Source organism: Opitutus sp. GAS368, assembly GCF_900104925.1.
In the GTDB taxonomy this organism is placed as follows: domain Bacteria; phylum Verrucomicrobiota; class Verrucomicrobiia; order Opitutales; family Opitutaceae; genus Lacunisphaera.
Map to the genome: position 1 here is coordinate 2,372,668 of NZ_LT629735.1, position 25,965 is coordinate 2,398,632.

Annotated in this window: 24 protein-coding genes; 8 read left to right on the forward strand and 16 right to left on the reverse strand. The window is 65.9% G+C overall.

From position 1 onward, the window contains the following. Positions 1-6: 6 nt before the first annotated feature. The 3 genes from BLU29_RS10225 to BLU29_RS10235 form a co-directional block, all read right to left on the reverse strand. Positions 7-618 (reverse strand): LemA family protein, encoded by a 612-nt coding sequence (locus tag BLU29_RS10225; protein ID WP_091061083.1) that lies wholly within the window; start codon positions 616-618, stop codon positions 7-9. 385 nt (positions 619-1,003) lie between these two features. Then, entirely contained in the window at positions 1,004-1,507 is a 504-nt protein-coding gene (locus BLU29_RS10230; RefSeq protein ID WP_157693773.1) for a hypothetical protein, read from the reverse strand. 54 nt (positions 1,508-1,561) lie between these two features. Then, complete coding sequence (locus BLU29_RS10235) at positions 1,562-4,162, reverse strand: M48 family metalloprotease (protein WP_157693774.1); 2,601 nt, start codon at positions 4,160-4,162, stop codon at positions 1,562-1,564. Between the two features lie 152 nt (positions 4,163-4,314). On the opposite strand from BLU29_RS10235, the gene BLU29_RS10240 reads away from it, so the two are divergent. Beyond that, positions 4,315-5,358: an ROK family protein gene (locus tag BLU29_RS10240; RefSeq protein ID WP_091057439.1), complete on the forward strand. Its 1,044-nt coding sequence runs from the start codon at positions 4,315-4,317 to the stop codon at positions 5,356-5,358. A gap of 200 nt (positions 5,359-5,558) precedes the next feature. Here BLU29_RS10240 and BLU29_RS10245 read toward each other — a convergent pair whose 3' ends face one another. After that, on the reverse strand, positions 5,559-7,970 hold the full coding sequence (locus tag BLU29_RS10245; protein WP_091057442.1) for an ABC transporter permease: 2,412 nt from the start codon (positions 7,968-7,970) through the stop codon (positions 5,559-5,561). Positions 7,971-8,276: 306 nt separating this feature from the next. Between BLU29_RS10245 and BLU29_RS10250 the strand changes: the two genes are divergently transcribed. Then, positions 8,277-9,398 carry a histidinol-phosphate transaminase gene (locus BLU29_RS10250; RefSeq protein WP_091057444.1) on the forward strand — a complete coding sequence of 374 codons (1,122 nt, stop codon included), beginning with the start codon at positions 8,277-8,279 and terminating at the stop codon, positions 9,396-9,398. On the opposite strand, the gene BLU29_RS10255 is transcribed toward BLU29_RS10250, so the two are convergent. Then, positions 9,395-9,904, reverse strand: coding sequence for a hypothetical protein (locus BLU29_RS10255; RefSeq protein WP_091057447.1), 510 nt, complete (start codon positions 9,902-9,904; stop codon positions 9,395-9,397). The genes BLU29_RS10250 and BLU29_RS10255 overlap by 4 nt on opposite strands. 305 nt (positions 9,905-10,209) lie before the next feature. On the opposite strand from BLU29_RS10255, the gene BLU29_RS18035 reads away from it, so the two are divergent. The 4 genes from BLU29_RS18035 (at position 10,210) to BLU29_RS18040 (ending at position 14,135) form a co-directional block, all read left to right on the forward strand. Then, positions 10,210-10,722, forward strand: a complete 513-nt coding sequence (locus tag BLU29_RS18035) for a thioredoxin family protein (RefSeq protein ID WP_157693775.1) — start codon at positions 10,210-10,212, stop codon at positions 10,720-10,722. Positions 10,723-11,146: 424 nt separating this feature from the next. After that, positions 11,147-12,103, forward strand: coding sequence for an IS110 family transposase (locus BLU29_RS10265; protein ID WP_091054872.1), 957 nt, complete (start codon positions 11,147-11,149; stop codon positions 12,101-12,103). Positions 12,104-12,939: 836 nt separating this feature from the next. Next, a complete protein-coding gene (locus BLU29_RS10270; protein WP_197677684.1) occupies positions 12,940-13,641 on the forward strand; it encodes a hypothetical protein in 702 nt (233 codons plus the stop codon). 56 nt (positions 13,642-13,697) lie between these two features. Next, a complete protein-coding gene (locus tag BLU29_RS18040) occupies positions 13,698-14,135 on the forward strand; it encodes a hypothetical protein (protein WP_157693776.1) in 438 nt (145 codons plus the stop codon). Positions 14,136-14,373: 238 nt separating this feature from the next. Here BLU29_RS18040 and BLU29_RS18045 read toward each other — a convergent pair whose 3' ends face one another. The 5 genes from BLU29_RS18045 to pyrH all read right to left on the reverse strand — a co-directional run bounded on the left by BLU29_RS18045 (position 14,374) and on the right by pyrH (position 18,861). Then, complete coding sequence (locus BLU29_RS18045) at positions 14,374-14,667, reverse strand: hypothetical protein (RefSeq protein WP_157693777.1); 294 nt, start codon at positions 14,665-14,667, stop codon at positions 14,374-14,376. Then, the gene (locus tag BLU29_RS10280) at positions 14,630-14,974 is read right to left on the reverse strand and encodes a BrnT family toxin (protein WP_197677685.1); all 345 of its coding nucleotides are present in this window, start codon (positions 14,972-14,974) and stop codon (positions 14,630-14,632) included. Before BLU29_RS10280 ends, BLU29_RS18045 begins: the two co-directional genes overlap by 38 nt. Before the next feature lie 57 nt (positions 14,975-15,031). Then, positions 15,032-17,050 (reverse strand): ATP-dependent helicase, encoded by a 2,019-nt coding sequence (locus tag BLU29_RS10285; RefSeq protein ID WP_091057456.1) that lies wholly within the window; start codon positions 17,048-17,050, stop codon positions 15,032-15,034. A gap of 418 nt (positions 17,051-17,468) precedes the next feature. Beyond that, positions 17,469-18,014 (reverse strand): ribosome recycling factor, encoded by a 546-nt coding sequence (gene frr, locus BLU29_RS10290; RefSeq protein WP_091057457.1) that lies wholly within the window; start codon positions 18,012-18,014, stop codon positions 17,469-17,471. 106 nt (positions 18,015-18,120) lie between these two features. Beyond that, positions 18,121-18,861 carry a UMP kinase gene (pyrH, locus tag BLU29_RS10295; RefSeq protein ID WP_091057459.1) on the reverse strand — a complete coding sequence of 247 codons (741 nt, stop codon included), beginning with the start codon at positions 18,859-18,861 and terminating at the stop codon, positions 18,121-18,123. A 242-nt stretch (positions 18,862-19,103) separates the two neighbouring features. Here pyrH and BLU29_RS10300 point away from each other — a divergent pair, with 242 nt between their 5' ends. Further along, the gene (locus BLU29_RS10300; RefSeq protein ID WP_091057461.1) at positions 19,104-19,493 is read left to right on the forward strand and encodes a VOC family protein; all 390 of its coding nucleotides are present in this window, start codon (positions 19,104-19,106) and stop codon (positions 19,491-19,493) included. Positions 19,494-19,667: 174 nt separating this feature from the next. On the opposite strand, the gene BLU29_RS10305 is transcribed toward BLU29_RS10300, so the two are convergent. After that, positions 19,668-20,324 (reverse strand): LamG domain-containing protein, encoded by a 657-nt coding sequence (locus BLU29_RS10305; RefSeq protein WP_091057464.1) that lies wholly within the window; start codon positions 20,322-20,324, stop codon positions 19,668-19,670. A 133-nt stretch (positions 20,325-20,457) separates the two neighbouring features. Here BLU29_RS10305 and BLU29_RS10310 point away from each other — a divergent pair, with 133 nt between their 5' ends. Continuing rightward, a complete protein-coding gene (locus tag BLU29_RS10310; protein WP_172830248.1) occupies positions 20,458-21,183 on the forward strand; it encodes a TonB family protein in 726 nt (241 codons plus the stop codon). A gap of 117 nt (positions 21,184-21,300) precedes the next feature. Here the strand turns inward: BLU29_RS10310 and BLU29_RS10315 are convergent, their stop codons facing one another. The 5 genes from BLU29_RS10315 to BLU29_RS10335 all read right to left on the reverse strand — a co-directional run bounded on the left by BLU29_RS10315 (position 21,301) and on the right by BLU29_RS10335 (position 25,951). Continuing rightward, the gene (locus BLU29_RS10315; RefSeq protein ID WP_091057466.1) at positions 21,301-21,906 is read right to left on the reverse strand and encodes an RNA polymerase sigma factor; all 606 of its coding nucleotides are present in this window, start codon (positions 21,904-21,906) and stop codon (positions 21,301-21,303) included. A gap of 18 nt (positions 21,907-21,924) precedes the next feature. Continuing rightward, positions 21,925-22,380: a Spy/CpxP family protein refolding chaperone gene (locus tag BLU29_RS10320; protein WP_091057469.1), complete on the reverse strand. Its 456-nt coding sequence runs from the start codon at positions 22,378-22,380 to the stop codon at positions 21,925-21,927. Then, on the reverse strand, positions 22,377-22,706 hold the full coding sequence (locus tag BLU29_RS10325; RefSeq protein WP_157693779.1) for a hypothetical protein: 330 nt from the start codon (positions 22,704-22,706) through the stop codon (positions 22,377-22,379). Before BLU29_RS10325 ends, BLU29_RS10320 begins: the two co-directional genes overlap by 4 nt. Positions 22,707-23,177: 471 nt before the next feature. Then, complete coding sequence (locus BLU29_RS10330; RefSeq protein ID WP_172830249.1) at positions 23,178-25,007, reverse strand: PQQ-dependent sugar dehydrogenase; 1,830 nt, start codon at positions 25,005-25,007, stop codon at positions 23,178-23,180. A 65-nt stretch (positions 25,008-25,072) separates the two neighbouring features. Then, the gene (locus BLU29_RS10335) at positions 25,073-25,951 is read right to left on the reverse strand and encodes an NAD(P)-dependent oxidoreductase (protein ID WP_091057473.1); all 879 of its coding nucleotides are present in this window, start codon (positions 25,949-25,951) and stop codon (positions 25,073-25,075) included. Positions 25,952-25,965 lie beyond the last annotated feature (14 nt).

A 25,965-nucleotide genomic window follows, 5' to 3' on the forward strand; every position in this document is an offset into this window, starting at 1 on the left:
GTGGGTTCAGGGCTTCTTGTTGAAGTCGAACTGCACCGCCGGCGGCGTGTCCGCGTCCGCCTTGGCGGCGAAATAGGGTTTATCCGTGAAGCCGAAGATTCCGGCGAAGAAGACGGCGGGCACGCGCTTGATGGCGGAATTGTAGTCGCGCGCCAGTTCGTTGAACCGGCCGCGTTCGACACTGATGCGGTTCTCGGTGCCCTCGAGCTGGGCCTGCAGTTCCTGGAAATTGGCCGTGGCCTTGAGGGAAGGGTAGTTCTCCGCCACCACGAGCAGCCGGGACAAGGCCGAGGACAGGGCGCCTTGCGCCTGTTCGAACTGGGCCAGCTGGGCGGCACTCGGCGTGCCGCCGGCGTTGAGCTGCACCTTGCCCACGGAGGCGCGGGCGTTGGTGATCTCGGTCAGGGTGGACTTCTCGAAGTTGGCGGCACCCGAGACGGTGGCGACGAGGTTGGGGATGAGGTCGGCGCGGCGCTGATAGACATTTTGCACCTGCGCCCACTGGGCGTCGACGGCCTGGGCGCGATTCACCAGGCCGTTGTATTGGCCGGTCAGGAAAAGGGCTCCGAAGACGACGATGGCCGCAAGAACCCCGAGGACAATGAGGACTGTTTTCATGGGATGGCGCATTGATGAGGCGGTTTGCCTCGGGACGCAAGCTGCTGGCCGTTACAGTGTGGAGGGCATTTTCAAATGGGTCATGCCACGACCACTGGCGGCGTTCGCGGCGTAGATCGGGAAGCCGGCGGCGGCCCAGCCGACGAGCGTCATCTGCTCCTTGCCGCGGGAGGAGCGCGACGGGAATGCCGGGGCAATGGCAGGCGCCGTTGAACAGCACGGCGGGAGGACGGGCACGTGCGAGGCAGGCGGAACGCGGCACGCCCGCAACGCAATCCACTCCGGAAGCGTTCCAACTTTCGGCCCCGGGCCGAAGGGCGGAAGATTGGCGACAGCGCGCCGCCCGGCCGCTACGAGAGGGTCACAGCCAAGGCGGTGAGAGCGATCACCCCTTCACCAAGGTGAGGCCGTTCCGCACGCGGCGGGCGACGGCCTCCGCCTCGGACGCGAGGTTGGGGACCATGATGAGGGAGGCTGAGGCCACGTGGGCGTCGTCGATCCGCACGATGGTCATTTCCAGGCTCAAGGTGAGGTTGCTGGGATTCTGCACGGTCGAGAACCAGGTGAAGCCGGCGCAGCCGGAGATGGCGGTCGGCTCTTTGCGCGAGACGGGCGTGGCGTGCGCCACCTCCAGAGCTTCCTTCGCGGTCTTGTCCAGCGGGTCGGTGGAGGCCACCACGAGGATCACTACGATCGTGGAGCGGTTGGCATCGAGGATGAGCAGGTTGCCCGACCCGCCGTCCTGGGTGGTCCAGTCGTCCGGGATGGTGAAGGCATACGCCGGGGCGCCTGTCGCCGGGTGGCGCACGTCCTTGGCGGAAAGCGGTGCCAGCAACGCCAGCGCGAGAATCAGGAGAGCCGTCCCGGGGTGGCGCATGAGAGATTTCATACCGTTGAGATAGTCCTGCTCCGCCCGCGCGGCCAGACTTTATGCAGCAACGGGCTACTGGTAAACATACTGGATGCCGGGGCGCACAGGGCGGACCGGCTGCAGGTCGCGGGGCGCGGGCTGAACCTGCACGTAGGCGCCGCTCAGCGGCGGTTCGCCCGGCTTCATCGCCTGCAACAGGGTCTGCACGTAGGCGTGGACCGCTTGTTCGGTCGGGGCGAAAACGAGGAGGGCATGCTTGGTCAGCAGTCCGGCGTCCTTACCGGGCAGGAAGCGGGCGAGCCAGGCGCGGCACGAGTCAACCGGCTCCTCGAGGCGGAGCAGCTGGTTGAGAGCCGGATGAAATACGTCGTAGGCGGAAGCCGCCTTGTCCGCCGCCTTCTTCATGGTGTCGAGCGCGGCATGGATGTATTCCCGCGCCCGGGCCTTGTCCCGGGCCTCGGCGGCGTGGCGGGCCAGCGCGAGGAGTGCATCGGGGTAGTGGCCCTGGGCCAAGGCGCGTTGGAAAAACTCCACCGCCTTGGTGTCGGTGCGGGCGTTCTCGTAGAGATAACCGATGGCCAGGAGCCGGTGGCCCGGCAGGTCGCTTTCGGCCAGCATCGCCAGCTGTTGCTCGGCGTGCGCGAATTCGCGGCGCAACAAGTGGAAATGGATGCGGAGGTGGACGACATCGGGATCGTAGGCGGCCGCGGGGCCGAATTGCTCCAAGAGCCGGCCGGCCTCGCGGAGCGCGCCATGATCCAGCAGCAGGCTGACGAACAGCTTATGGTGCTGGGCGGTCGGCGGTCGGGGCTGGCAACAGCGCCGGATGTTCGCGAGTGCGCTCTGCCACTTGCCGCGGCGCGACTGGCAGAATGCGAGCAGCGCGAGGAGCTGGGGATCGTCCGGCCGGGGTTTCATCGCCTCGTGCAGGAACGCCTCGGCCGCCCGCCAGTCGCCGCAGAGCAGCAGCGCCCACGCGCCGGCCCAGGCGGAGGAAGGGGAGCGCAGGCCGGTTTGCTTGAGTGCGGCCGCCATCAGGCCCCCGACGACGTCCCGCTGGTCAAACGCCCCCGCGGCGACCAGCGTCACCAGCGCGCACTCGACGGACTTGGGGTCCAGTTTCTGCGCGAGGCGCGACGCCACATGGGCCCGCAGGTAGTCGACGCGACCGAGCGCCGCCACGCCTTCGTCTACCAGACGCGCCGCTTGGCGCCGTTTCTTGGGTTCGCCGGCGATGAGCTGGCGCAGTTCCTCCTCGATTTTTTTCTCGCGGTTTTCGAGGTCTGGCAGCGGGTAATCCTGCCGGCCTTTCATGAAGGCCTCGTAGTCGGGCACGGGCAGCGGCCGTTTGTCGCGGTAGCGCCCAAGGATCCAAAACCAGATGCCCAAAGGGACGAGTCCGAGAAAGCATGCCGCCGCGGCCACCCACATGCCCATGGCCAGCGCGATGGCTCCGCAGACGATGCTCCCCCCGATGACCAGCATGCCGGGCAACTGGGCCGCACGATAGCTGCGGGTGTCCCGGATCTTGCGCAGCCATTTCCGCAGTTCGCGAAGATCCTTGGCCTCCTCCTTCAGGGCGGTCTGCTGGATGGCCGCGACGAGCTTCAACACGATGTTGTCCGGCTCGGCGAGAAGCGACAGGCCGGACTGACTCTCGCTCAGCTTTGAATTGTCCGCGGGGAGCGCCGCCAGCCGGTCGCGCAACGAGGGATGCGTGGAATAGCGGTCAAACACCTCGGCGGGGCCGTCCTCGGCCGCCGGGCCGGCGGCCGCGAGTTCCTGCTGCAGCCAGCGGCTGAGGCCGTCGGGCGACTCAATCTTCGCCACGCGCTCATTCCAGGGCAGGCGGGCCAGCTTGGGATGCAGCACCTCAAGCCGTTGCAGCGAGGCGCGCATCGCCGCGCTGCCGCACAGCTCCGCGGCGCCGCGGTCCGCCTCGAACTCGTTTTGCCGCGAGTAGGCGCCCATCTGGCGGGCGCACAGCCGGGTCAGGGCGTCTGCGCCCAGGAGCATCAAGTCGCCAGGGCCGGAGCCTTCCCCGGCACGACGGTGGGCATCGACCACGGCCGAGAGCTGGTTGGACACGGTGGCTGCGCGCCCGAGGCCTGCAAACAGCCAGTTGCGCAGGGCCCGGCTGATCAACTTGGCATGGGTGAGCTCGTGGGCCATCACTGCCTCGACCTCCTGCTCGCTCAAGCCGGCGAGGAGGTCGTAGCCCACGCCAATGCGAGTGGTGCCGAGGCCGGTCTTCAGGCCGTGCAGCTGCACCCAGGCGCCGCAGTTCATCTCCAGGCAGAGTTCGTCAGGCGGCGGAATCGCGAGACGGCCGGCAAGTCCCTCCACCATCGCAAACAACCGTGGGGCGTCCGCCCGCTGCAGCGGCAGGCGGTAGGTGGCGCCCTCACTCAGCCAGAGCGAGCGGACCACCAGACCGAACAGCCGGACATCTCGCTCGAAAAATTTAATGATGAGCCCGGCCGCGCCGAAGCGGGCGAGGCCGGCGACCACCAGCAGGAACAACCCGAGCCAGACCAGCAGGGCCAGGAGTGACAGGCAGATGAACAGATAGAACAGGGCGATGGTCGCGGCGGTGGTGGCAATCAGCACCAACCGGGCCGCACCACTCAGGGGCCGGGCAGCCGGCTCATGGGAGGTCGGGGAGGTATGCAAGGTGAGTGTGGCCCGGCCGAGGGAAACATTTCATCCGCCCGGATCAATCCAGTTTTGCGGGAGAAGGGTGAAGAGACCGGCGCACGGATTGCGGCCTTGCGCGCCGGCCGGCTTCGGGCAACCTGCGGCTGAAACTTCCGCGCCTTCTTTCCATGACTGTTCCCGGCATCTACCTCGGCACCGACAGCGGTGCGACCACCTCCAAGACCGGCGGCATCCGCGCCGACGGCTCCATCATCTCCCACCAGCTCCGGCAGAGCTCGACCAACTCCGCGGCGGGCCGCGCCGCGGTCATCCAGGGCTGGATCGAGGGCGCCAGCGGTTTCCTCGCCGAAAACAAGTTTGCCTGGCGCGACGTGCGCGGCGTCGGCCTGGCGATCCCCGGGCCCTACGAGGGCTACGGCGTGCTCGGCCGCTCGGCGAACCTGCCCGCGGATTTCGCGGGCTGGGATTTTGCCGGCGACTACGCCCGGGCGATCGCGGCGGCCGCGGGCCGCGCGGTGCCGCTCATCGTCGGCAACGACGGCAACTACGGCGGGGTGGGCGAGGCGCACCGCGTGCGCGCGGGCCGCCGGGCCGGCGTGCTGATGTTCGCTCCCGGCTCCGGCCTGGGTTGCGCCTACGTCGACCCGAACGGCCTGCCGCTCGACGGCGACACGCTCTGCGGCATGGAGGCCGGCCACATGCCCGCGCCACTCCACCTGCTCGGCGGCATCCGGCCGTTCACCTGCGGCTGCGGCCGCGACTGGGGCTGCATCGAGGCCTACACCACCATCTCCGGCCTGCCGCAGCTGCTCGCGGAAATGCTCAAAAAGCACCCGCAACACCCGCTCGCCACCTCGCCACTCGCGCCGAAGGAAAAGGCGCTTACGCTGCGCGGCCTCGCGCAGCAGGGCGACGGCCTCGCGCTCGACATCTTTGATTTTCAGGCGCGGGCCCTTGGCCTGCACCTGGCCAACCTGGCCATGGCGGTGGACGCGGAGTTTGTCGTGATCGGCGGCGGGCTGATCGATCCCGGGTCCACCACGCCCGAATTTCGCGCACGCTACCTGGCGGGCATCCGGGCGGCGGCCGAGCCCTACCTCTGGCCCGCGCAGCGCGCGAAGATCCAGGTCGTGCCCGCCACGCTCGGCGAACTCTCCCAGGCCATCGGCGCCGCGCTCGTGGCCCGGGCCAACTTCGGACCGAAGGTTTGAGTCACGGCCTGAGCCGGAATCAGTCCGCGCCCGTTCCTCCCGCCAGACTATATGCGGCGGCATCCGACCCCTGGTCCGGCCTCTGGTAACGTATTACGTTACCAGAGATGAGGGGTGGCGCGGAAAGCAGTTTACGGTTTCTTTTGCGGCTTCCCCGTCGCGGCAGCGGCGAATCATGCTTTGTCCGCCGCCGGACCGCGCTATTCCGTGCGCAGCGCCTCCGTCGGGGCGATCCGCGCGGCGCGGCGCGCGGGCAGCCAGCAGGCGAAGAGCCCGATGACGGCCAGCAGCACCGGCACGGTGGCGAACACCACCGGGTCGGTGGGCGACACGGCCAAAAGCGTGCTCATCAGCCGCGTGGCGGCGAAGGCGCCGCCGAGCCCGAGGACCAGGCCGGCGGCCAGCTGCGCGAGCCCGCGCGAGAGCACCAGCCGCACGACGCAGCCGGTGGTCGCGCCGAGCGCCATGCGGATGCCGATCTCGCGCGTCCGCCGGGCGGTGGTCTGCGCCACCACGGCGTAGAGGCCGACCGAGGCCATCAGCAGGGCGATGACCGCGAAGGTGAAGAAGAGCGAACCGAACACCTTGATGAACCAGTGCTCGTGTTCCAGGGCAGCCGGCAGCGTCCGCACCTCGAAGAGGGGCAGGTCGGCGTCGAGTTCCTGCACCGCGGCGCGCACGGCCGGGGCCAGCGCCGCGGGATCGCCCTCCGTGCGGAGCATCAGGCCGAGCCAGGCCCACGGTTCCTGGCGGTCGGAAAGATAGACGACCGGCGGGGCTTCCCGGTCCATGGCGTTTTGCTCGATGTCACCGCAGACGCCCACAACCGTGTTCCAGGCCCCGGGCTTGCCGTCACTGAGGAAGCGGAAGCGCCGGCCGACCGGCGATTGGTCCGGCCAATGGCGTGCGGCGAAGGCGCGGGTGACCACCGCTGCCTCCCGGCCGGTCTCGCCGTCATTCTCCGCGAGGGTGCGCCCGGTCAGCAACGGCAGGCCGGTCGCGGCCAGGTAGTTGGGCGAGGCGAAGATGGCGGCGCCGCGCGGCGGGTGCTTGGGATCGGCGATCGGCCGGCCCTCGACTTCCAGGTCGCGGTTGTCCGCGCCGAGGCCGGGGAAATAGGAGGTGAGCGCCACCTGGGTCACGCCGGGCAGGGTGGCGAGGCGGGCCGCGAGCTTCTCGTGCATCAGGCGGCGGGCCTCGACGCTTTCATAGCGGTCGCCCTTGCCGTCGGGCAGGCTGACGCGCGCGGTCAGGATGTGCGCCGCCGGCACGAACGGGTTGATCTCCTGCACGGCGAGGAAGCTGCGGACCATCAGGCCGGCGCCGGCGAGGAGGACGACGGTGAGGGCGAACTGCAGCACGACCAGCGCGCCGGTGAGCCGGCCGCTGCGCCGGGTGCCGCCGGCCGTGCCATCCTTCAGCGTCGCGTTCAGGTCGGTGCGCGAGGCGCGGAGGGCGGGCACCAGCCCGAAGACGATGCCGCTCAGCACCGAGAGGGCGGCGAAATACGCGAAGGCCCGCCAGTCCATCGTGAACTGGACCCAGAAAGGCTTGCCCACGTCCTGCGTCGCCAGGTCGAACGCGTGTACACCGAACGCCGCGAGGCCGAGGCCCAGCAGGCCGCCGAGCACGCTCAGCAGCACGCTCTCGACGAGGAGCTGGCGCACGATCTGCCAGCGCGACGCGCCCATCGCGGCGCGCACCGCGATCTCCCGGCCGCGCGCGATGGACCGGCTGAGCATCATGTTGGCGACGTTGGCGCAGGCGATGAGGAGAACGAAGCCGACGGCGCCGAGCATGAGCAGGAAGATGAGCTTGATCGGCCCGCCGTTGAAGGCCTCGTGAAAGGTCTGCACCTGCGCTGCGACATCCTTGTTCGTGTCCGGATGGTCTTTGGCCAGGCGGTTCGAGATCACGACGAGGTCGCCCTGCGCCTGGGTCGGGGAGACGCCGGGCTGGAGCAGGCCGAAGACCATCAGGTTGTGCCGCGTGCGGTCTTCCCGTTCTTTCGTGGGCGTGAGCGGGATCCAGAGTTCCTCGTTGTCGGGAAACTTGAAGCCGGCGGGCATGACGCCGATGATCGTGGCCGGGTCGCCGTTGAACCGGACGGTGCGGCCGATGACGTCGGCCGCGCCGGCGTAGCGCCGCTGCCAGGCGTCGTGCCCAAGCAGGATCACCACGGGCGCGCCGGCCCGACCGTCCGCCACCGAGAAGCCCCGGCCGAGGATCGGCGGGGTCCGGAGCATCTCGAAGAGACCGGTCGACACGATGCCCATGTTGAAGCGCTCGGCCGGGTTGCCGTTTTCGCTGATGACGGCCTGGCCGCGATCGGTGGCCTCGAGCCCGGCGAAGCTGCGGTTCTGCGCACGATATACGAGGAAGTCCGGCAGCGAGATCGCGCTGCGGCCGCGCGGATCCGTGGGGTTGAAGTGGCTGACGGCGACCAGGCGTTCGCCACCCGGCAGGGGCACGGGCTTGAACAGCGCGGCGTTGACCAGGGTGAAGACGGTGGTGTTGATGCCGATGCCAAGAGCGAGGGTGACGATGACGGCGGCGGAGAACCAGCGGTGCGTGCCGATCAGGCGGAAGGCGAAGCGGAAATCCTGGAACATGGGGAGGACTGGGTTGCACCGAAGCCCGGATTCGCGAGGAGCAAGACCGGGTCGGCAAATGGATGGTTGTCCTATTACCCGGCTGGCCCGCCCAAAGTGGCAGTTTTTTCATCATCGCGGGCGAAAGGTGGAGCCCGGCCTCTGGACGGGCTAATCGGGTGCATGCGGCGAACCGGTCCGGAGTATTTAGGCCGGAGACAAGGGCCCAGTTCCGCCCATCAACCTCCTGCCGGGGATTGCAAGTCCGGCCGGGCCTGCTGAGATGCCGGGCGCACCGCGAAATGCCGGTCCCAACCTCCGCTTCCCATGACCACGCTCCTCAACCGCCGGCAATGGCTCAAGGCCGCCGGCGTCACCCTCGCCGCCACCGCCGTGGCGCCGCGCTTGTCCCGCCTCGAAGCCGCCACGCTGCCGGCTGCGCCTTCCGCCACGTCGGGCCTCGTGCAGCTTTCGTGGAACGAGAACCCTTTCGGCCCGGCGCCGTCGGCGCAGCGGGCGATGATCGCCGCCGTCGCCCGCTCGTGCCGCTACCCGGACGACGAGGAGCAGACGCTGCTGGAAATGGTCGCCGCCCGCGAGGGCTGCCCGACCGGGCAGATCGTGCTGGGCAACGGTTCGGGCGAAATCCTCGACGCCGCGGGCTTCCACTTCGGCTACGACAAGGGCGAGATCATCGCCGCCAACCCGAGCTATATGCAGCTCGTCGAGGCCGCGCAGCGGGCCGGCGGCGGCGCCGTGCGCGTCCCGCTCAACGCCCGGCTCGAGCACGACCTGCCGGCCATGGCCGCCGCCATCAGCCCGAGGACCTCGCTCGTCTACATCGTGAATCCCAACAACCCCACGGGCACGGTGTGCGACGCGGCGGAGTTGAAGGAATTCGTGCGGACCGTCTCGGCGCGCGTGCCGGTGTTCATCGACGAAGCCTACCTGGAATGCACGGACGACTTCGCCGGCCGGACCTGCGCCGGACTCGCGACCTCGGGGCACAACGTCGTCGTCGCGCGGACCTTCTCGAAGATCTTCGGCATGGCCGGCTGCCGGCTCGGTTATGCGGTCATGCCGGAAAAGCTCGCCGTGTCGCTCCGCGCGCGGATGACGGGCAGCCTGAGTCTGACGACGATCATGGCCGGCACCGCCTCGCTCGGCGACACGGCCTACGTCACGGCCACGCGCGCCAAGATCAAGGCCGGCCGCGAGGCGCTGACCGCGCAGGCGAAGGCGCTGGGCAAGGAGTGCACCGCGGCGCAGGGCAACTTCGTGTTCATGCGGACGGGCCGGCCGGTGAAGGACTTCATCGCCCGGATGCGCGCCGAGGGCGTCATCGTCGGCCGGCCCTTTCCACCGCTGACCGACTGGGCCCGCATCACCGTCGGCCTGCCGGAGGAGATGGAAATCTGCCACCGCGCCTTGCGGAAGGTGCTGGGCTAGGGCCCGGGGACAAGGTGGATGGCGGCCTGCACGAGCCGGGCGGTGCTTTCGTCGGCGGACGACAGGCGGTCGGCCAGCAGCATCGAGCAGGCGGCGATCTGTTTGTCGTCGATGGCGACGAGCACGACCTCGGCCCGCACCTCCACGCCGTTCGTGTGCCGGACGCGGGCCGTGTATTTGAAGCCGCGATAGCCGGAGATCTCGGCGGGCTCACGGCTGTCCCACGGGGGGTGGACGGCGCTTTCGAGGAGCGCCTTGGCGAGCTCGTCGAGCGACTCGCGCGGTTTGGCGCCGGGCACGAGGGTGAGGGAGAAATTCGTGGTGTGGCCCCGGTTGGCGAGCAGGAGATTGCCGGCGGCGTCAACCCCGCTGCTCCAGCTGTCGGGCACGAGGCAGCGGAACGCGGGCAGGTCGGCCTTGGGGTGGAAGACCTCGCGCAGCTGGGCGGACGCGACCGCGGGCACCGCCGCGGCCAGGAGCACGAGCAGTTTCAGGAAGGTGCGCATGGTGGAACAGGTTGCCGTCCATCATGCGGTGTTTCCGTCCCGAGGCAAAACCGCGCCGCCGAAAAAACCTTGGAAATACCGGACAAATCTTCGCGCGCACAACGCGGAATGATGTTTTACCACGAAGGCACGGAGCGTTGCCGGCAAAGACCACGGCGAGGTCGCCGTGGCTCCAGCATGTGAAGAGCTGGAGCGCGGGCGACCCGCCCGCGTGGGATTGGGCCAATGCCTCGGGCCTGCCCCGAGGGTCTTTATCATCGCGGGCACTTGCGCGCGCCGGCCAACGGGGTAACGGTAGGGGCCGAATGAAGCGTTTGCTCCCCGGTCTCCTGTTGCTGGCGCTATTGTCCCCCGCGTCGCGTGCCGCGCCCGAATATCCCGGTATGGGGCCGGACATCTTCGACCGGCAGGCCAAGGGCGAGGAACTGGTGGCGCAGGCCGTCACGCGTGCGCAGCAGGAGGGGAAGCGCGTCGTGCTCCTGTTTGGCGCCAACTGGTGTCCGTGGTGCCGGCGGCTGCACCATGCGTTCACGGACGATCCGGGCGTGGTTGCGATTCTGCGGCGGAGCTTCGTGCTGGTCCATGTCGACGCCAACACGCGGAACGACAAAAAGCGGAACGCCGACATCATCGCGCGCTACGGCAATCCCCTGCTGAAATACGGGTTGCCGGCGATTGTTGTGCTGGAGGCGGATGGCCGGCAATTGACGACCCAGGAAACCGTATCATGGGCGGCCCCGGCCGACGAGGAAGTAGCGCGGCGTGTGGCGGCCTTCCTGGCGGACTGGGCGCCCGGCGTTAAGCAGAGTCCAAGATAAGAGGCAAAGCGTGTGCCCGGCCCACTAAGAGAGGCATCGGGGTGACTTGGGGAGTGTTTTCAAATCCAACCAATACCCGTTTCCTGTCATTCTGAACGAAGTGAAGAATCCATGCTTTCGCTCGCGATATGGCCTTCGCTTCCGTGGATCCTTGTATGTCTTGGGCGATGAAAGTTGAAAAGGGTTTGGCCCGAGCCGGGCTCCGAGAATGGGCCCGATGGCTCGTCGGAGGAGGCCGGCTTGGGCTGGGTTGCCAAGTCAGTCCGGGTGGATTGACTGGAGGCCGCCCACCAGGGCGTTCGCCGTGCAGGCCGCACGGTGGACGGCAAGACCGACAGATCGCTGGATCCTTGGGCCCTCGAGCCCGTAGTGAAGCCGGGTCGCGGTCTTGTGCCTGGTCAAACCTCGAACCGCTGAAAGAGTCATGAACTCGTATTACAAGGTAGAGTCGACCGAACCTGTGCGGTACGTCAGCTTGGATATCTCCAAGGCGCGCCTGGACTACACCATTGCCGGCCAGAAGTGCCGGCAGGTCCCGAACACGGCAGCGGGCATTGCCACGCTGATCACCCTCGTCCAGCCGCTGCCGGGAGTGCGCGTGGTATGCGAAGCGACGGGCGGGTATGAACGCCGGTTGCTGGAGCAGCTGCACCAAGCGAGCGTACCGGTCTGCCGCTTGCAGCCCGGGCGGGTGCGTAACTTCGCCCGGGCGGAGGGCACGCTGGCCAAAACCGACAAGATTGATGTGGGGCTGATCTATCGCTACGCTTGCGCGATGCATCCCCGCGTGGAGAAGCCGCCGCTGCCCGAGGTAACCGCGTTGCGCGAGCTGCTGGATTATCGCCGGCAGCTGGTAGATCAAGGCACGCAAACGGCCAACCGGCTGGAAACAGCAGGCCCGACCTTGCAGGCCTTGCTGCAGGCGCAACGCGAGCAACAAGCCGCCGCCCTGGCCAAGGCCGACGAGTTGGTGGCGCAGCAGGTGCGGGCGCATCCCGCCCTGCGGGCCAAGGCAGAGCGGATGCAGCAGTTGCAAGGGGTCGGTCCGGTGCTGGCGACGACGCTGTTGGCGTACCTGCCGGAACTGGGCGAAGAGGACGACAAGCGCATCGCCGCCTTGGTCGGAGTGGCCCCGCATGCCCACGACAGCGGCGAAACCTCCCGGCCGCGCCATGCCCGCGGTGGCCGCGTGGAGGTCCGCAACGTCCTGTACATGGCCGCAGTCAGTGCCTCCCAGCACAACCCGGTCCTGTCGCTGTTCTATCAGCGACTCCAGGCCGCCGGCAAACCCGCCAACGTCTGCCTGCTCGCCGTCATGCGCAAAATGATTGTCGTGCTCAACCGCATGCTCAAAGACCCACACTTTACCCTTGTCGGCTGACACCGCTGCTTCTCTGCGCTCAGGATGACAAACCAAATTTGAAAACACTCCCTGGTCAGGAGTCGGGACCTGGAGACTTTGCTCCGGCTTGACGCCCTTCGCCCGGCCTTTTGGAAGGTTTGGTCGCGGCAAAAGTCAAATGAGTCGCGACTGGACCAAATAGAGCCGCGGCCAAATCAGGTTTAGTCGCGACCAAAGTTAGTTCGGTCGCGGCAAAAACGAGTTCGGTCGCGACCCAACCAAATGAAGCGGGGGCAAAAATCAGTCTGGTCGGGGCAAAACCAAACAAAGTCGCGCCCCAGGGAACTTTAAGGCCCGTCTTCAAATCCTGAAACCGGCCGGAGGAGATCTGGGTGGGGCGGGGCTTTATGTCCCGGAACGCAAAAACCAGGCCGAGGGCAATAGGACCAATGTGGAACCGTGTGGAACCAATGTGGAACCAGAGTGGAACCAATGCAGGACCAAACCCCGGTGCAAGGCGGCCCGGGCGAGCCGCCGGCGCCCGGCCGTCCTGCCACCCGCCAAACCGGAGGGCACCCCCCTGACCAAGGAACGTCTTCAAAGGGTCATGGCGAGGAGTCACGCCCATTACGATTTGAGATGAGATTTTACACCAAGATCGCAAAGAACGCAGAGCAGATTCATGCTCAAACGATTGGGTGCTTTGTGTCCTTGGCGATCTTCGGGTGAAAAATCCGATGCCGATTGGTCATTGGTATCACACCCTGCGGGAGGACGACACGTCAGCCATACCAGCCTCCCATGCGTGGAGCGGAGTGTGAACCGTCGAGTTGGGTCTCGCCGGGCGGGCGCAGATTCTCCTCAATCGCGCCGGTATGAACCCCCTGCTCGTCGCCTTTGCCCTCGGTTGTCTCGCGGCGCCGGCTTTGGCCGGCCAGCCGTTTCACGATGCCGTCCACCCCGCCGGACCGCAGCGGATCCCGGGGGCCGTGTTCTGCGCCTACTATGACGAGGGCGGGGAGGGCGTCGCCTACCACGACCACGACGCGGAAAACCAGGGCAGCGGCAAACTCAACCCCGCCGACGGCACCTACCTCAACGAATTCCGGCGGCACGAGGGCGTGGACATCTCCTACACCAAGCAGATCCCCGATCGCGATTCACCCTGCAACAAGGTGGTCCCGCCCCTCGGCCTGCTCTACGTCGGCTGGACCGAGCCGGGCGAATGGTTCAACCTCACGGTCGAGACCGCCGCGGCCGGCACCTACGTGGCCGACCTCCTCTACACGGCGCAGCGCGACGCGACCCTCGCGCTCGACGTCAACGGCGTCCCCGCCGCCGCGCCCTTCGCCCTCGCCTCCACCTTCGATGCCGCCGAGACGATCCCCTGGCGGCAATGGCACCATTGGAACGTGGCCCGCGACGTCGTCAGCGTCACGCTGCCCAAGGGCGTCAGCGTGCTCACGGTGCGCATTGTCACCGGCGGTAACGTCAACCTGGCCACGTTCGCCTTCCGCCCGGCGGGCACCGCCCGCACCGGCCCCGGCATCACCACGGTCAAGACCCCGTCACCCTGATGGCGATCTGTCACCACGCCCTGCGGTAGGTGCTGGAGTAGACTACGGTTCGATTCTTGAACTTCCTCATCGGGGAACCAAGCTGCCGGTGCAACTGCATGGGGGCCAACATGCAGACACCGGATAACCCCAAGAAGGAGAGAATGAAAACGAGCCTAGTTAATTATATCCTGTTGGCGGCAGCCTGCCCATTCACCCTCAATTCGGCTGAACTGGAGTTGGTCGTCGGCACCTATCGGGAGGGCAGCAACATCACGGAGCCACGGCCGGCCGAGAGCCATTATTTCCAGACGAAGCTTGGAGCCTTCCAACTCATCCAGGGGTTCGCTGGCTACAAATGGCTCATCGAGGTCATCAAACACCCCGAAAAGCGAATCTACACCCGGAGCGTCATCGAGAATCCTCAGGATCCGAAGAAACCGTTCGTCTATGAAGGCTACATCGACCGGACACTCCGAGCACGACGATCACGCACGGCCCCGCGGTGGGGCTGAAGATCTACCAAGACTACACCCTCAAGTTCATCGCCTACGCTGATGAAAAGCGGACGAAGGAGATCGACCGGCTTACGCAGAAGATTCGGTCCTACGTGGACACGACCGGCAAAGAGCTCAAACTATTCCGTGGAATGAAGACGGAGTCTTCGGGCGTCGGGAAGTAACCACATCATACTCGACCTGACCTTGTTTGCCGTCTGGACAAGTCATCCCGCCGGGGCCGGCGCAGGTGGATTCAAGCGAGGACAAGGCGTGCCTCGGCGACTTCCGATATGGATTTCCCCTGCTTGCGCGCGGCGGCACGGAGGCGGCGCAGCGTCTTGGGGGTGAGGCGCAACAAGACAGGCTGGCGTCCGGTCGATTTACGGCCGGCCCCGCTGCGGGCACCGCCCCAAAACGACACCGCCTGCACTTTGCTGAGGTTGGGCAGGGGTGTTCCGTTCAGATCCTTGATGTTGGTTTGATAGCCCTCGGCATCGAAAACCGGGGGTTCAATCCTGGGCTTCTTGTTCTTTCCAGTAGATTTCATAGTAGGCACGTGAGTTTCTCCAGTATCCGGCGCCGATCAGGCGGATGACTCCACCGGGACGGTGAGTATAGCGAACGTGAAGGATTCGGGATCCGACGCGGCCCAGCAGCCACCAGCGCAGTTCGTGCGGAGTGCTGTGGGCGTCGTCAAAAAGAATAATGAACTTTGGATCATCAAAAGCCTGCTGGGCGGTCGTGAAATCGACGCCATGGCGGGCGACATTTAGCCGCTCCTTGGCCCGATCCCACGAAAACCGCATTACCGGCAGGCTACGCCAGGCTGCTTGAAAAGCAATAGCGGATATCAAGAGGGCGGTTGGGGCAACCGCCCCTACCGTCGGGGCGTAAAGCCCCTCCCACGTCGATCACCACCCGTAGCTTCGCTTGATTCTTAACTCTTCGTAGAGGTCTTCGTCCAATTCAGTCAGGAAGCGGGAGGGCGTGAGCATCATCCCGCCGGGGCCGGCGCGGGTGGCGACACGGGGATAGCTGATATACAGCTCGTTCTTGGCGCGGGTGACGGCGACGTAGAACAGCCGGCGCTCTTCCTCGACGTCGCCGGCCTCGATCGAACGGCGGGTCGGAAATTGTCCATCAGCGGCGCCGATGAGGAAGACGACGTCATATTCGAGGCCCTTGGCCTGGTGCACCGTCGTGAGCTTGATGGCCGCGGCGTCGGGATCGACCTCGCGCTCGCTGGTCTCGCCGTTGAGGAGCACGATCTGCGCGAGCAGGTCCTGCATCTCCTCGAAGCGCGAGGCGAAGCCGACGAGGGCCTTCAGTTCCTCGAGGCGGTCGAGGTAGTCGGCGTATTCGCCCTTCATGTAGTCGCCATACCAGCCCTCGAGGGCGACGGTCACGGTGTCGCTGGGCTTCTGGTTGCTCATGGCGTCGGCGACCTGCACGAGCGACTCGCAGAACTGCGCCCAGTCGTCCTTCGCGTCCTTGGCGACCTTGCTCTTCACGTCGTCGGTCGAGAGGACGTCGAGGAAGTTCTTCTGCATCATCCGGGCGTGGTCGAGGGCGGCGGCGTGGATCTTCAGCGCGCCCTTCTCGCCGACCTTGGGCAGGAGGATGGCAATGCGCGACCAGGCCTGGACGTCGGCGGGGTTGTAGACGAAGCGGAGCAGGGCGATGAGGTCGCGCACGTGCTGGCGCTCGAAGAATTTCACGCCGCTGGTGATGACGTAGGGGATGCCGGCGCGGGAGAGGGCGAGCTGCATCTCGAGGGCGAGAAAGTGCGAGCGGTAGAGGATGGCGATCTCGTTGGCGGCGACGCCGTCGTCGTTGACGAGGGAGTGGATGCGCTTGAGGACGAACTCGGCCTGCTCGCGGTCGTCCATGGTCTGGACGACGTAGGGCTTCACCGAGTGCTTGCGGGCGGCGCGGAGCTCCTTGTCGAAGTGGCGGCCCTTGGGCTGGGCGTTGAGCACGCCGTTGGCGAAGGCGAGGATCTCGGGCGTGGAGCGGTAGTTGATCTCGATGCGATGGATGACGGTGCCCGCGTGGCGGTCGGGGAACGTCATGATGTTCTCGAAGTCGGCGCCGCGCCACGAGTAGATGCACTGGGCGTCGTCGCCGACGGCCATCACCTGGTGGTGGGCGGAGAGGCGGTCCACGATCTGGGCCTGGAGGGTGTTGGTGTCCTGGTATTCGTCGACGAGGACGTGGCGGAAGCGGTTGGTGAAATAAGAGGCGATCTCGGGCGCGTCGGTGAGGAGCTTGAGCCAGAGCTCGAGGAGGTCGTCATAGTCCACGACGGACTGGTCGCGCCGGGCTTTCTCGTAGGCGGCGGCGAACTCCGGGAGGCGGTCGCTGATCTCGCCGTATTGCGGGAAGTTCTTCGCGACGGTGTCGTGGAGGGAGAGCTGGGTGTTGCGGGCGAGGGAGAGGACGCTGAAGAGCGGGCCGGGGCGGGGGTTGGTCTTGTCCTTGAAGAAGGTCTTGTCGACGGCCTCGACGGACTGCTTGAGCATCGTCTCGGATTCGTCGGCGTCGAGGATGGTGAAGTTCTTCGGGAGCTTGATGGCGTCGCCGAACATGCGCAGGGCGCGGTTGCCGAGGGAGTGGAAGGTGCCGCCCCAGAAGCGCGCCGGCTCGATGCCGGTCAGGTCGTGGACGCGGTGGAGCATCTCCTTGGCGGCCTTGTTGGTAAAGGTGAGGAGGAGGATCTCGCCCGGGCGGACGCCCTGGGAGAGCAGGTAGGCCACACGGTAGGTGAGGGTGCGGGTCTTGCCCGAGCCGGCGCCGGCCAGGACGAGCAGGGGGCCCGGTGCGGCGGTGACGGCCGCGAACTGCTCGTCGTTGAGAAGCGCGCGGAAGTCGATCGCGGGGACTTGGGGCGCGTTGTGGCCGCCGGGAGTATGAAGGGTAAAATCGGGCATGACGGGTCAGCCTACGCCAAGGCTACGGCCGATTCGTCCAGCGGCCGGAGGCCGCAGGCGAAGAAGATGGCAGTTCAAAATCCATGAAGAAGGAGTCAGGAGCCAGAATCCAGAATTCAGAAGTGGCAAGGTAAAGGCGCATCCGCCGTCGCCAAGGCTATGGCGGACTCGTCCCGAGCCTGTGGCACGGGGGAGAAAGGCGCAAAAAGAGCAAAGGATAAATGGCGGACCCAGCTCCCGCTGGGCCGAAGTGCGGTTGCGATATCACGTTCGCGGCCCAGCGGGAGCTGGGCCTTCCACACAAGCCAAGGTGGAACGGGCTGACCCCGGCGCGTTGGTTCGATCTGCGCAAAAAAGAAGCGCGTTGAGGTCAACGCGCTACACCGTCGGGGCATAAAGCCCCTCCCAGCGGGGCAAATCAATGCGAGGTGAGTTCCTTCTCCTTGTGGCCGAGGTGGGTCTCGATGTCCTTGATGGCCTTGTCCGTGGCGGCCTGGATTTCCTTCTCGAGGCGCTTGGTCTCATCCTCGGGCAGCTTGGCCTTCTTGACCTGCTCGAGCACGTCGCGGCGGACGTTGCGCACGTGGACGCGGCCCTCCTCGGCGAGGCGGTGCGCGGTCTTCACGAACTCGAGGCGGCGTTCCTTGGAGAGGTCGGGGAAGGGGAGGCGGATGAGGTTGCCGTCGACCACCGGGTTGACGCCGATGTTGGCCTGCTGGAGCGCCTTCTCGATGGCGCGGAGGAGGCCCTTGTCCCACGGCTGCACCTGGATCATGCGCGCGTCGGGCGTCGTGATGGCGGCGCAGGCCTTGAGCTGCTGCGTGCCGCCGTAGGCCTCGACCATGATGCCCTCGACCATGGAGGGGGAGGCCTTGCCGGTGTGGATGGTGGAGAACTCGTGGAGCGTGTGGTCCACGGTTTTCTTCATGCGGGTCTGGGCGTCGGTGAGGAGGGGATGGCTCATGGGAATGAAGCTATAAGCGGTAAGCGCTAAGCGGTAAGCAAAAAAGGTGAGCCCGGAGCAAGTAACCGATGGATTGGCTTAAAACTTACAGCTTAAGGCTTATAGCTTAATTATGCACCAGCGTGCCGATCTTGTCGCCCATGACGGCCTTCTTGATGGCGTGGGGGTCGTCGAGGTTGAAGACGAGGATGGGGACGTTGTTGTCGAGGCAGAGCGAGAAGGCGGTCGAGTCCATGACATTGAGCCGCTGGCGGAGGGCCTCGACGAAGGTGAGCTCCTCGTATTTGACCGCGTCGGGAAACTTCTTCGGATCCTTGTCGTAGATGCCGTCGACCTTCGTGGCCTTCATGATGATGTCGGCGTGGAGCTCGGAGGCGCGGAGGGCGGCGGTGGTGTCGGTGGAGAAATACGGGTTGCCCGTGCCGGCGACGAAGATGACGACGCGCTTCTTCTCCAGGTGGCGCATGGCGCGGCGCATGATGAACGGCTCGGCGATCTGGTTCATCGGGATGGCGGACTGGACGCGGGTCTTCACGCCCATCTTCTCGAGGCAGTCCATGATGGCCAGGCCGTTGATGACGGTGGCGAGCATGCCCATGTAGTCGCCGGTGGTGCGGTCGACGCCGCGCTTGGCGCCCTGGAGGCCGCGGAAGATGTTGCCGCCGCCGATGACGACGCAGACCTGGCAGCCGAGGTCGTGGATTTCCTTCACCTGTTCGCACATCCGCTCGAGGGTGGCGGCGTCGATCGGCTCGGTGCCCTTGCCACCCCGCAATACTTCGCCGCTCAGCTTCAGGACGACGCGCTGGTATTTGACGGTGGGTGAAGCGGCGGATTTGGCGGGCATCGGTGTCCATGGAATCCGCCGCCAAAAGCGGCGTCAATGGCGGAGATAACGGGGAAACACCTGAGGTGAAACCCGGCCTTCCGCCGTCGCTCGTTGGGCTATGGTGGACAGGCCGGACGGGAGCAAGGCGCGCCCGGCCTTTGATTTCACCTATGAACATTTGCGGGTCGGAAGATGAATCCAATTGCCTCGCCCGGCCGCCGGCCCGTGATGGGAGCAACGTTCACCCTCACCTCCCGAGCATGAAATTCGAGCACCTGGCCCTGAATGTCCCTGATGTAAGCGCCATGGGCCGTTGGTATGGGCAGCACCTCGGCCTGACGGTCCTGCGCCGCCGGGAGGATGCGCCCTACACACAGTTTCTCGGGGACGAGACCGGGCGCGTGTTCCTGGAAATTTACTCCAACCCGTCCGCCCCCTGCCTCGACTTCGCGGCGACCCACCCGCTGGTGCTGCACGTGGCGTTCTTCGTATCCGACGCCGAGGCGGAGCGGACGCGGCTCGTGGCCGCGGGCGCGAAGCCGTTTTCCGAGGAGACCGCCCCCGACGGCACCCGGCTGATGTTCCTGCGCGACCCGTGGGGCGTGGCGCTGCAGCTGTGCCAGCGCGCGAAACCTTTCGCCGGATTCTAGGTTCCAACCGCCCGCCCTCACGCCTCATGCTCCTCTCTCGGCGAAATCATCCGGATGAACAACGCCGTGAAGCTACCGTGAGGAAGTAGTTTTGAATGGAGGTGGGACTATCAGTCCCGCAATGCATCGGCGTCGCTGCAAGCATCCCACGGGACTGATAGTCCCGCCTCCACCTTATTTCACCCGCTGCAATTCGGCGGGCGCCAGCGCCGAGGGTTCGAAGCGCACCTCGCGGATGCCACCCTTGAACCAATAGACCTTGTTCTGTCGCACCCCGAGGGAAATCCGGCCCACGCCCATCGGCGGGATGGTCACATCGCCTTCGAGTTCCTTCACGCCGTTGATGTAGTGCGCCATGTGACCGTCGGCATAGACGAGCGCGACCCACGTCCAGCGGTCCGCGGGATGCAGCCGGGCGTGGTCCAGCAGCGGCAGCTTCTGCTGGTTTTTCGCGGAGAACAGGAAGGTGTCGAGTGCCCAGCCGGCGTCGGTCAGGCGGATTTCCATCAGCGCGCGGCTGCCCGCCTCGTCCTGGATGTGCAGGAACCGCTGTTCCGGCGCACCGCCGGCCTCCGGTCGGATCAGGGCCTCGATGGTGAAGCGCGCGAGACCCTGCAGCGGGTTGACCGGCAGCAGGAGGCCGTCGGAGCTGCCGTTGAAAAAAAGGGCCGGGCCGTCCGGGCCGGACGCGACGCGCGGCGTGCCGAGCACCTCGGCCTTGAAGCCACCGATGGTGACGGTCTGGACGAGAGGCCAGACCGTCGGCGCCGGTGCCGCGGCGGTCAGGCGGGTTGACAGCAAGGCGAGGCAAAACGCGAGGGGCAGGCGCATTGGCGGGCAAGATGCGGGGGGAAACCGCGGACACAAGCGGTCTTATCGGGGGATGGTTCCTCTTCAAATTGGCGGCCCGTCCATGAAGGGTTGGGCGGCCATCTGGTGTTATGCCCAACGAACCTCGCTCAATATGAAACTCCCCTGCCTGCCTTTGGTTTGCTCCGCCCTGTGGTTTGCCGTTCCGATCAGCGCCCAGCCAGGGGCGAAAGCGACGGACCAGATGCCGCTGCAGATCATCCGGACCGACGAGCCTAGGTTTCCCCTGCAGTTGAACGAGAGTCTGGTGATGAATGGCGACGCGACGGTGGCGATCAGTGTCGACCAGGACGGCCGGCTCACGGATTGCCTGGTCACAGCATACTCCCGCAAGGAGTTCGCCGACACCGCGGTGGCTGCGCTGAAGGGGTGGCGTTTCGATCCATCCCGGGTCAACGGCGTCCCCTGGTCCTCGGTGCAGGAAGTGCATTTCGATTTCTCCCGGACCGGCGTGGTGGTCAGCCTCAGCGGGTTCGACGTCGTAATGAACCAGATCGATGAGATCACGAAGGGCAGATATGTCTATCGCTCCCGCACCCTGCGCGAGCTTGACCGGATTCCGACGCCCGTCCATGTGGTGTCCCCGGTCAGCCCCGGGCTGGGCGGGGGCGAGAAGAAACGCACGGTGGCGGTAGAGTTCTATATCGACGAGGAGGGTCGGGTGCGCCTGCCGTCGGTCTCGCGGGCCGACGTCGGCACGCCGTATGCCGCCTGTGCGCTGGACGCGGTCAAGCAGTGGCGTTTCGAACCCCCGCTTCATCGGGGCCGGCCGGCGCTGGTCTTCGTGCGGCAGGAATTCAACTTCGTGGCCGGGCCGTGAGGGTCGCCGCGGGTTGGTGCGAAACCGGACACAATGGGCGGGCCGATCGGTCCGCTTTTCAGTGGGTCCAACAGGACCAGGCGTCACCCTGAGACCTTGATTCTGGAGCGGACCAGGCTAAGGCCGTGTCGGTTCGTTGAGCAGGTCGGCCAAGCTTTCCCGCAACTGCCGGCGGGCGCGGTAGAGCCGGGTCTCGATCCCGCGATCCGAACAGCCGGTGATTTCGCCAATCTCGTGATACGAGAGGTGCTCGTAATGGTGCAGGAGCAGCGTCACCTTCAGGTCATGCGGCAGCCGCTCGATGGCGGCGCGGACGGCGGCGAGGGTTTCGTCCTGCTCCAGCGCGACATTGGGCGAGGGATCCCCGCTGACCGGCTCAAGGCTTGCCGGCGGCTGCGCCGGGTCGGCGGTGGCGGGGGCGTCAAGCGCGACCGTGGGATGGCGGCGCAGCCAGCGGTGGTGGTTGTGGCAGAGGTTGGTGAGGGTGGTGAAAAGCCATGCGCTGAGCCGGGTGTCAGGCCGCAGCCGGAGGCGCTGTTGGTAGAGACGCACGAAGGTCTCGGCGACGAGGTCGTGCGCATCCGCGTTGTTTTGCACGTAGCGGTAGGCGAAACTGTGCAGCGGACGCTGCCAGCGCGTGATCAGCCGGTTCAGTGCGACCGCTTCACCCTGCTGCAGGGCGAGCAAGCTGGCCTGGTCGGCGGCGGTATCGGTGGTGGGCACAACGCGCGGGGTGGCGCATCAATTGAGCAGAAGGGAGGCAGGCGGTTCGACGGCTGCGACGAGCCGGATGTAGCGCTGCCGTTGTTCCGGGGTCATGACCTCGGTCGCGGCGAGCACGAGCCGGCGCGTGGAGTCCTGGCTCTCGCTGCTCACGTGCCGGCGGAGCTCGACGTAGCGAGCGAACTCGAGGAAATCCACCTGATCGGTCGTAAAGCGGGAATGCTCGAAGGCCTGGAACTCCGCCTGCAGCCCGGCCAGCTGGGCGGCGATGGCCCGCAGGCGCGGGCCCGACGCCTGATGGACTTCCTTGATGCGGGCGAATTGGGCGTCGGTGAGCTGCAGCTCCGTCCGCATCCAGGCCAGCTGGCCGTCCAGCGTGTCGGTCGGAGCCGGCTGATGCAGGCGGTAATAGGTGAAATGCACGCCGAGGCCGACCGCAAGGCCGAGGGCGAGGGTGAGCAGGGTGCGTTTCACGGGCGGGGCGGCTCAGCCTTCTCGGCGAGCAGCGGGTTGATCAGCACCAGGTAGCTGCGGGCGAGCTGCGCACTGCGTTCGCTTTCCAGACGGTTGACGCGGACCTCGGCCAGAAACAGCCCGAGGAGGGCGCAGCAGGCGATGAACAGGAGGGCGAACGGTGGCCGGGCGAACCAGGCTTCGACGGCGGCCCGCCAATTGGGTGCCGGCTCCGGCTCCGCGCGGGCGATCCGGTGCCAGACCTCGGCGGAAAGCCGCGCCGGAGGTTCGGGCGTCTCGGACCAGCGGTCCAACAACGGATCAAGTGGATCGGGCGGTGGTGTCATGGGGAAAGGCTGACGGTATGATGCCTAACACCATGGAAGGCCGAAGTCCTTCAAAATATCGCTGCGTCCGGTCCGTTTGACCGGTGGTGCCGGTTCGAATCCAGGTCGGGCAGCCATCGATATTTGTAACACAAATCGAGATGCTGGTGTTGCACACCGCCCAAGGTGCTGAAAGCCAACAACCGATTGGGGCTAGTATGCAACGGTAAGCCGACAATTTGTCTTACGAAATGTCGGCGGGTCGAAAAGCCCGGAAAAGGTTGTGCAACGCTCAAGGGCGTTGCACACGTCGTTTGAGTCACTGCAGTGCGACGCTGAGGTCGATAGGGAAATCGACGACGACCTTTTAATTTGTCGGCGTCTCGTGACAAATTTGCCTTCAACTGCATGATCCCGGCTGCAATCGAGAGACGTATGTTTGAGCTGCTTTATCCATCAAACCGCCAGGCAACGGCCCGGGACTGGCGACAGTCATGGGCGGGGATAAGCAATGCGCCAGAGGGTGCCGTTGCCGTCCTCGGCTACGAGCAGCGCTCCGTCACGGGCCACGGCCACCCCCACCGGCCGGCCCCAGACACTCCGGCTGTCCACGACAAACCCGGTGAGAAAATCGTCGTACTCGCCGGTCGGGACGCCGTGGTTGAGTCGCACGCGCACGATCTTGTAGCCGGTGCGGGAGCCGCGGTTCCATGAACCGTGCGAGGCCACGAAGATGTCCCCGCGATACTCCACGGGAAACGCCGCCATGCCTTTTGTCGCCGTATAAAAAGCGAGCTCCAGCGGCGCCGAGTGAGACTGCAACAGCACGTCGGGAACAACGGCCTGGCCAGCCAGATCGGGGCGCTCGCCCGCGTGGCGCGGATCTTCGTGGTTGCCCAGATAATACCAGGGCCAGCCGTAGAATTTGCCCTCTTTCACGCGGGTGATATAGTCCGGCACCAGGTCGTCACCGAGGCCGTCGCGTTCGTTGGTTGCGGTCCACAATTCGCCCGTAGTCTGATCCATGGCCAATCCCACGCCGTTGCGGATTCCCGTCGCGAAGGTGCGGAGAGGCAGGCGGCCCTCGGGATCGGTCACGAGAATCTCGGCGCGATTGGTTTCGGAATCCCACGCCGCGCCCAGTCCGTGTTCCGCTTCCCATGCGCGGGTTGCCTTGGGGGTTTTCTTCCCGATTGTTTCGGCGACATTTGATCCTGAGCCAACGGAGATGAACAGCCGTTTGTTGTCCGCCGAAAAGGCCAAATCGCGCGTAGTGTGCCCACCGGTGCTCTCAGCCAGGGTGGGTACGATGACTTGTGGCGCCTCCGCCGCCTTGAGCTCGCCGCGGTGATACGGGAAGCGCACGACGGAGTTGTTGTTCGCGACGTAGACCCATTGTGGTTCGTCCCCCGACGGGTAGAACGCGATCCCAAAGGGGCGGTCGAGACCGTCCGCAAAGATCTCATTCTGCGACGGAGTATCCGCGCCATCCACGGTGCGGATCACGCGGATGCGGTTCGCGCGCGTTTCGGCGATGAAAATATCCCCGTTGGGTGCCGTGCGAAGGATACGGGGGCCGGAGAGGCCCGTGACAAACAGCCGAACGGTAAAACCGGCGGGAACGGACAATCTGGCATTCGCCGGCTGGCTTACCACCTGCGGACCGTTACCCGCCGAGCTGGTGCTGTAGGGCGCCGGCAAATCGGAAAGCCGGATGTGATGCTTCAGACCGGGAGCCGCGTTGTGCCAATCGCCCGCGTCGGTGGCGGGCCCGCCTGCTGAAGCGCTCGCCGGCGTCGTGGTGACGGCCACGCCGGCCGGCGCGGTCAGAGTCGACAGATAGGCGATCGTGTCGAGACGATCGCCCGCGTTGCGCACGGGCACCGGCATCGTGGTGCCGGGAACCGTCGTCGGCGGATCTGCGAGGAACCGTTCCAGCGTCGTTGCGTCCCAAGCAAGCCCGGATTCGTGCAGGGCCTTCGTATAGTTGAAATTGGAGCCCGTCGCCGCGCGCCGACCGAGGACACCGACAAGATTTGGTCCCTGTCCCGTAACGACTTCGTTGTTTGGCCCGAGCGTCGTGGCGTGACACATTGCACAGTTTTGCTGAAAGAAATTCTTCCCCCGATTGACATCACCGATGAACGAAGGCTGCTGCGCAGCCGCATGCGTGGCGCCGAGTCCGGTCAGAAGGAGTACTCCCGCAATCAGCGTGTCCCTGAATGATCTCACCGGGAGGCATGACCTCGCATTGCGCGGCTCACCCAGCTGAGACCTGAGAGCGTAGAAAAGGACGGTAGATTCCGCCAGCGTCGTATTCATCTTTCGTTGTTGTATTTTGTGGACTGTATCAATCTACGAATTGATTTTTGGATTGGACGACCGAGTCACCGAACCTCGCGGTGCCCTGCGAGGTAGCTATAGATAGCGGCAAAGTCTTCGTCCCCATGACCGTCCCGGATGGCCAGGCGGTTGAGTTCCTTTGCCGCATTCAGCAATGGCATCGCCGCGCCGGATTCGTGGGCGCTCACCGCCGCCAGATGCAGATCCTTTTGCAGCCAGCGCAACGGAAAGTCGGCCGGTTCGTAGTTCCCCTGCTCGATTCGTTCGCGTTTGAATTGGAGGAAGGGTGCGGTCACCGGCCCGCCCAACAGGGCCTCGAACAGGGCTGCGCGCGCCAGCCCGAGGGACTCGCCGAGCACCAGCGCTTCCGCGAACGCGGCCATGCCCGTGCCCAGCAATTGGTTGATCACAATCTTGAGCGAAGCCCCCATGCCCGGTCCGCCACAGTGCGTGATGCGGGTGCCCATGAGTTCGAGTAAAGGCCGGCAGGCGGCCAAATCGTCCCCGGCACCCCCGACCAGAAAGAGGAGCGCTGCCTGTTCGGCCTGGCTGCGGGAGCCCGTGACCGGAGCGTCGAGGAACCGCAGGCCGTGGGTCCGGGCATGCTCCGCCATCTCCCGCGAGAACGACGGATTGACCGTGCTGCAATCCACCCACAACCGGCCGGGCTCGAGCGTGGAAAGCAAGCCGTCCGGGCCCAAGGCCGCATTCGTGACGGCCTGGGTGGGCGCCAGCATCGTGAAGACGATCTCAGCCTGTGCCGCCACCGCGGCCGGGGAGCCGGCCCAGGCGGCCCCCTTGAACAGCAACGGCTCCGCCTTGTCCCGCGTCCGGTTGTGCACAATCAGGGTGTGACCGCCTTTTTGCAGGTTGGCCGCCATCCGGCTACCCATGATGCCCAAACCGATGAAACCGATTTTCATGTTGTCTTTCGGGT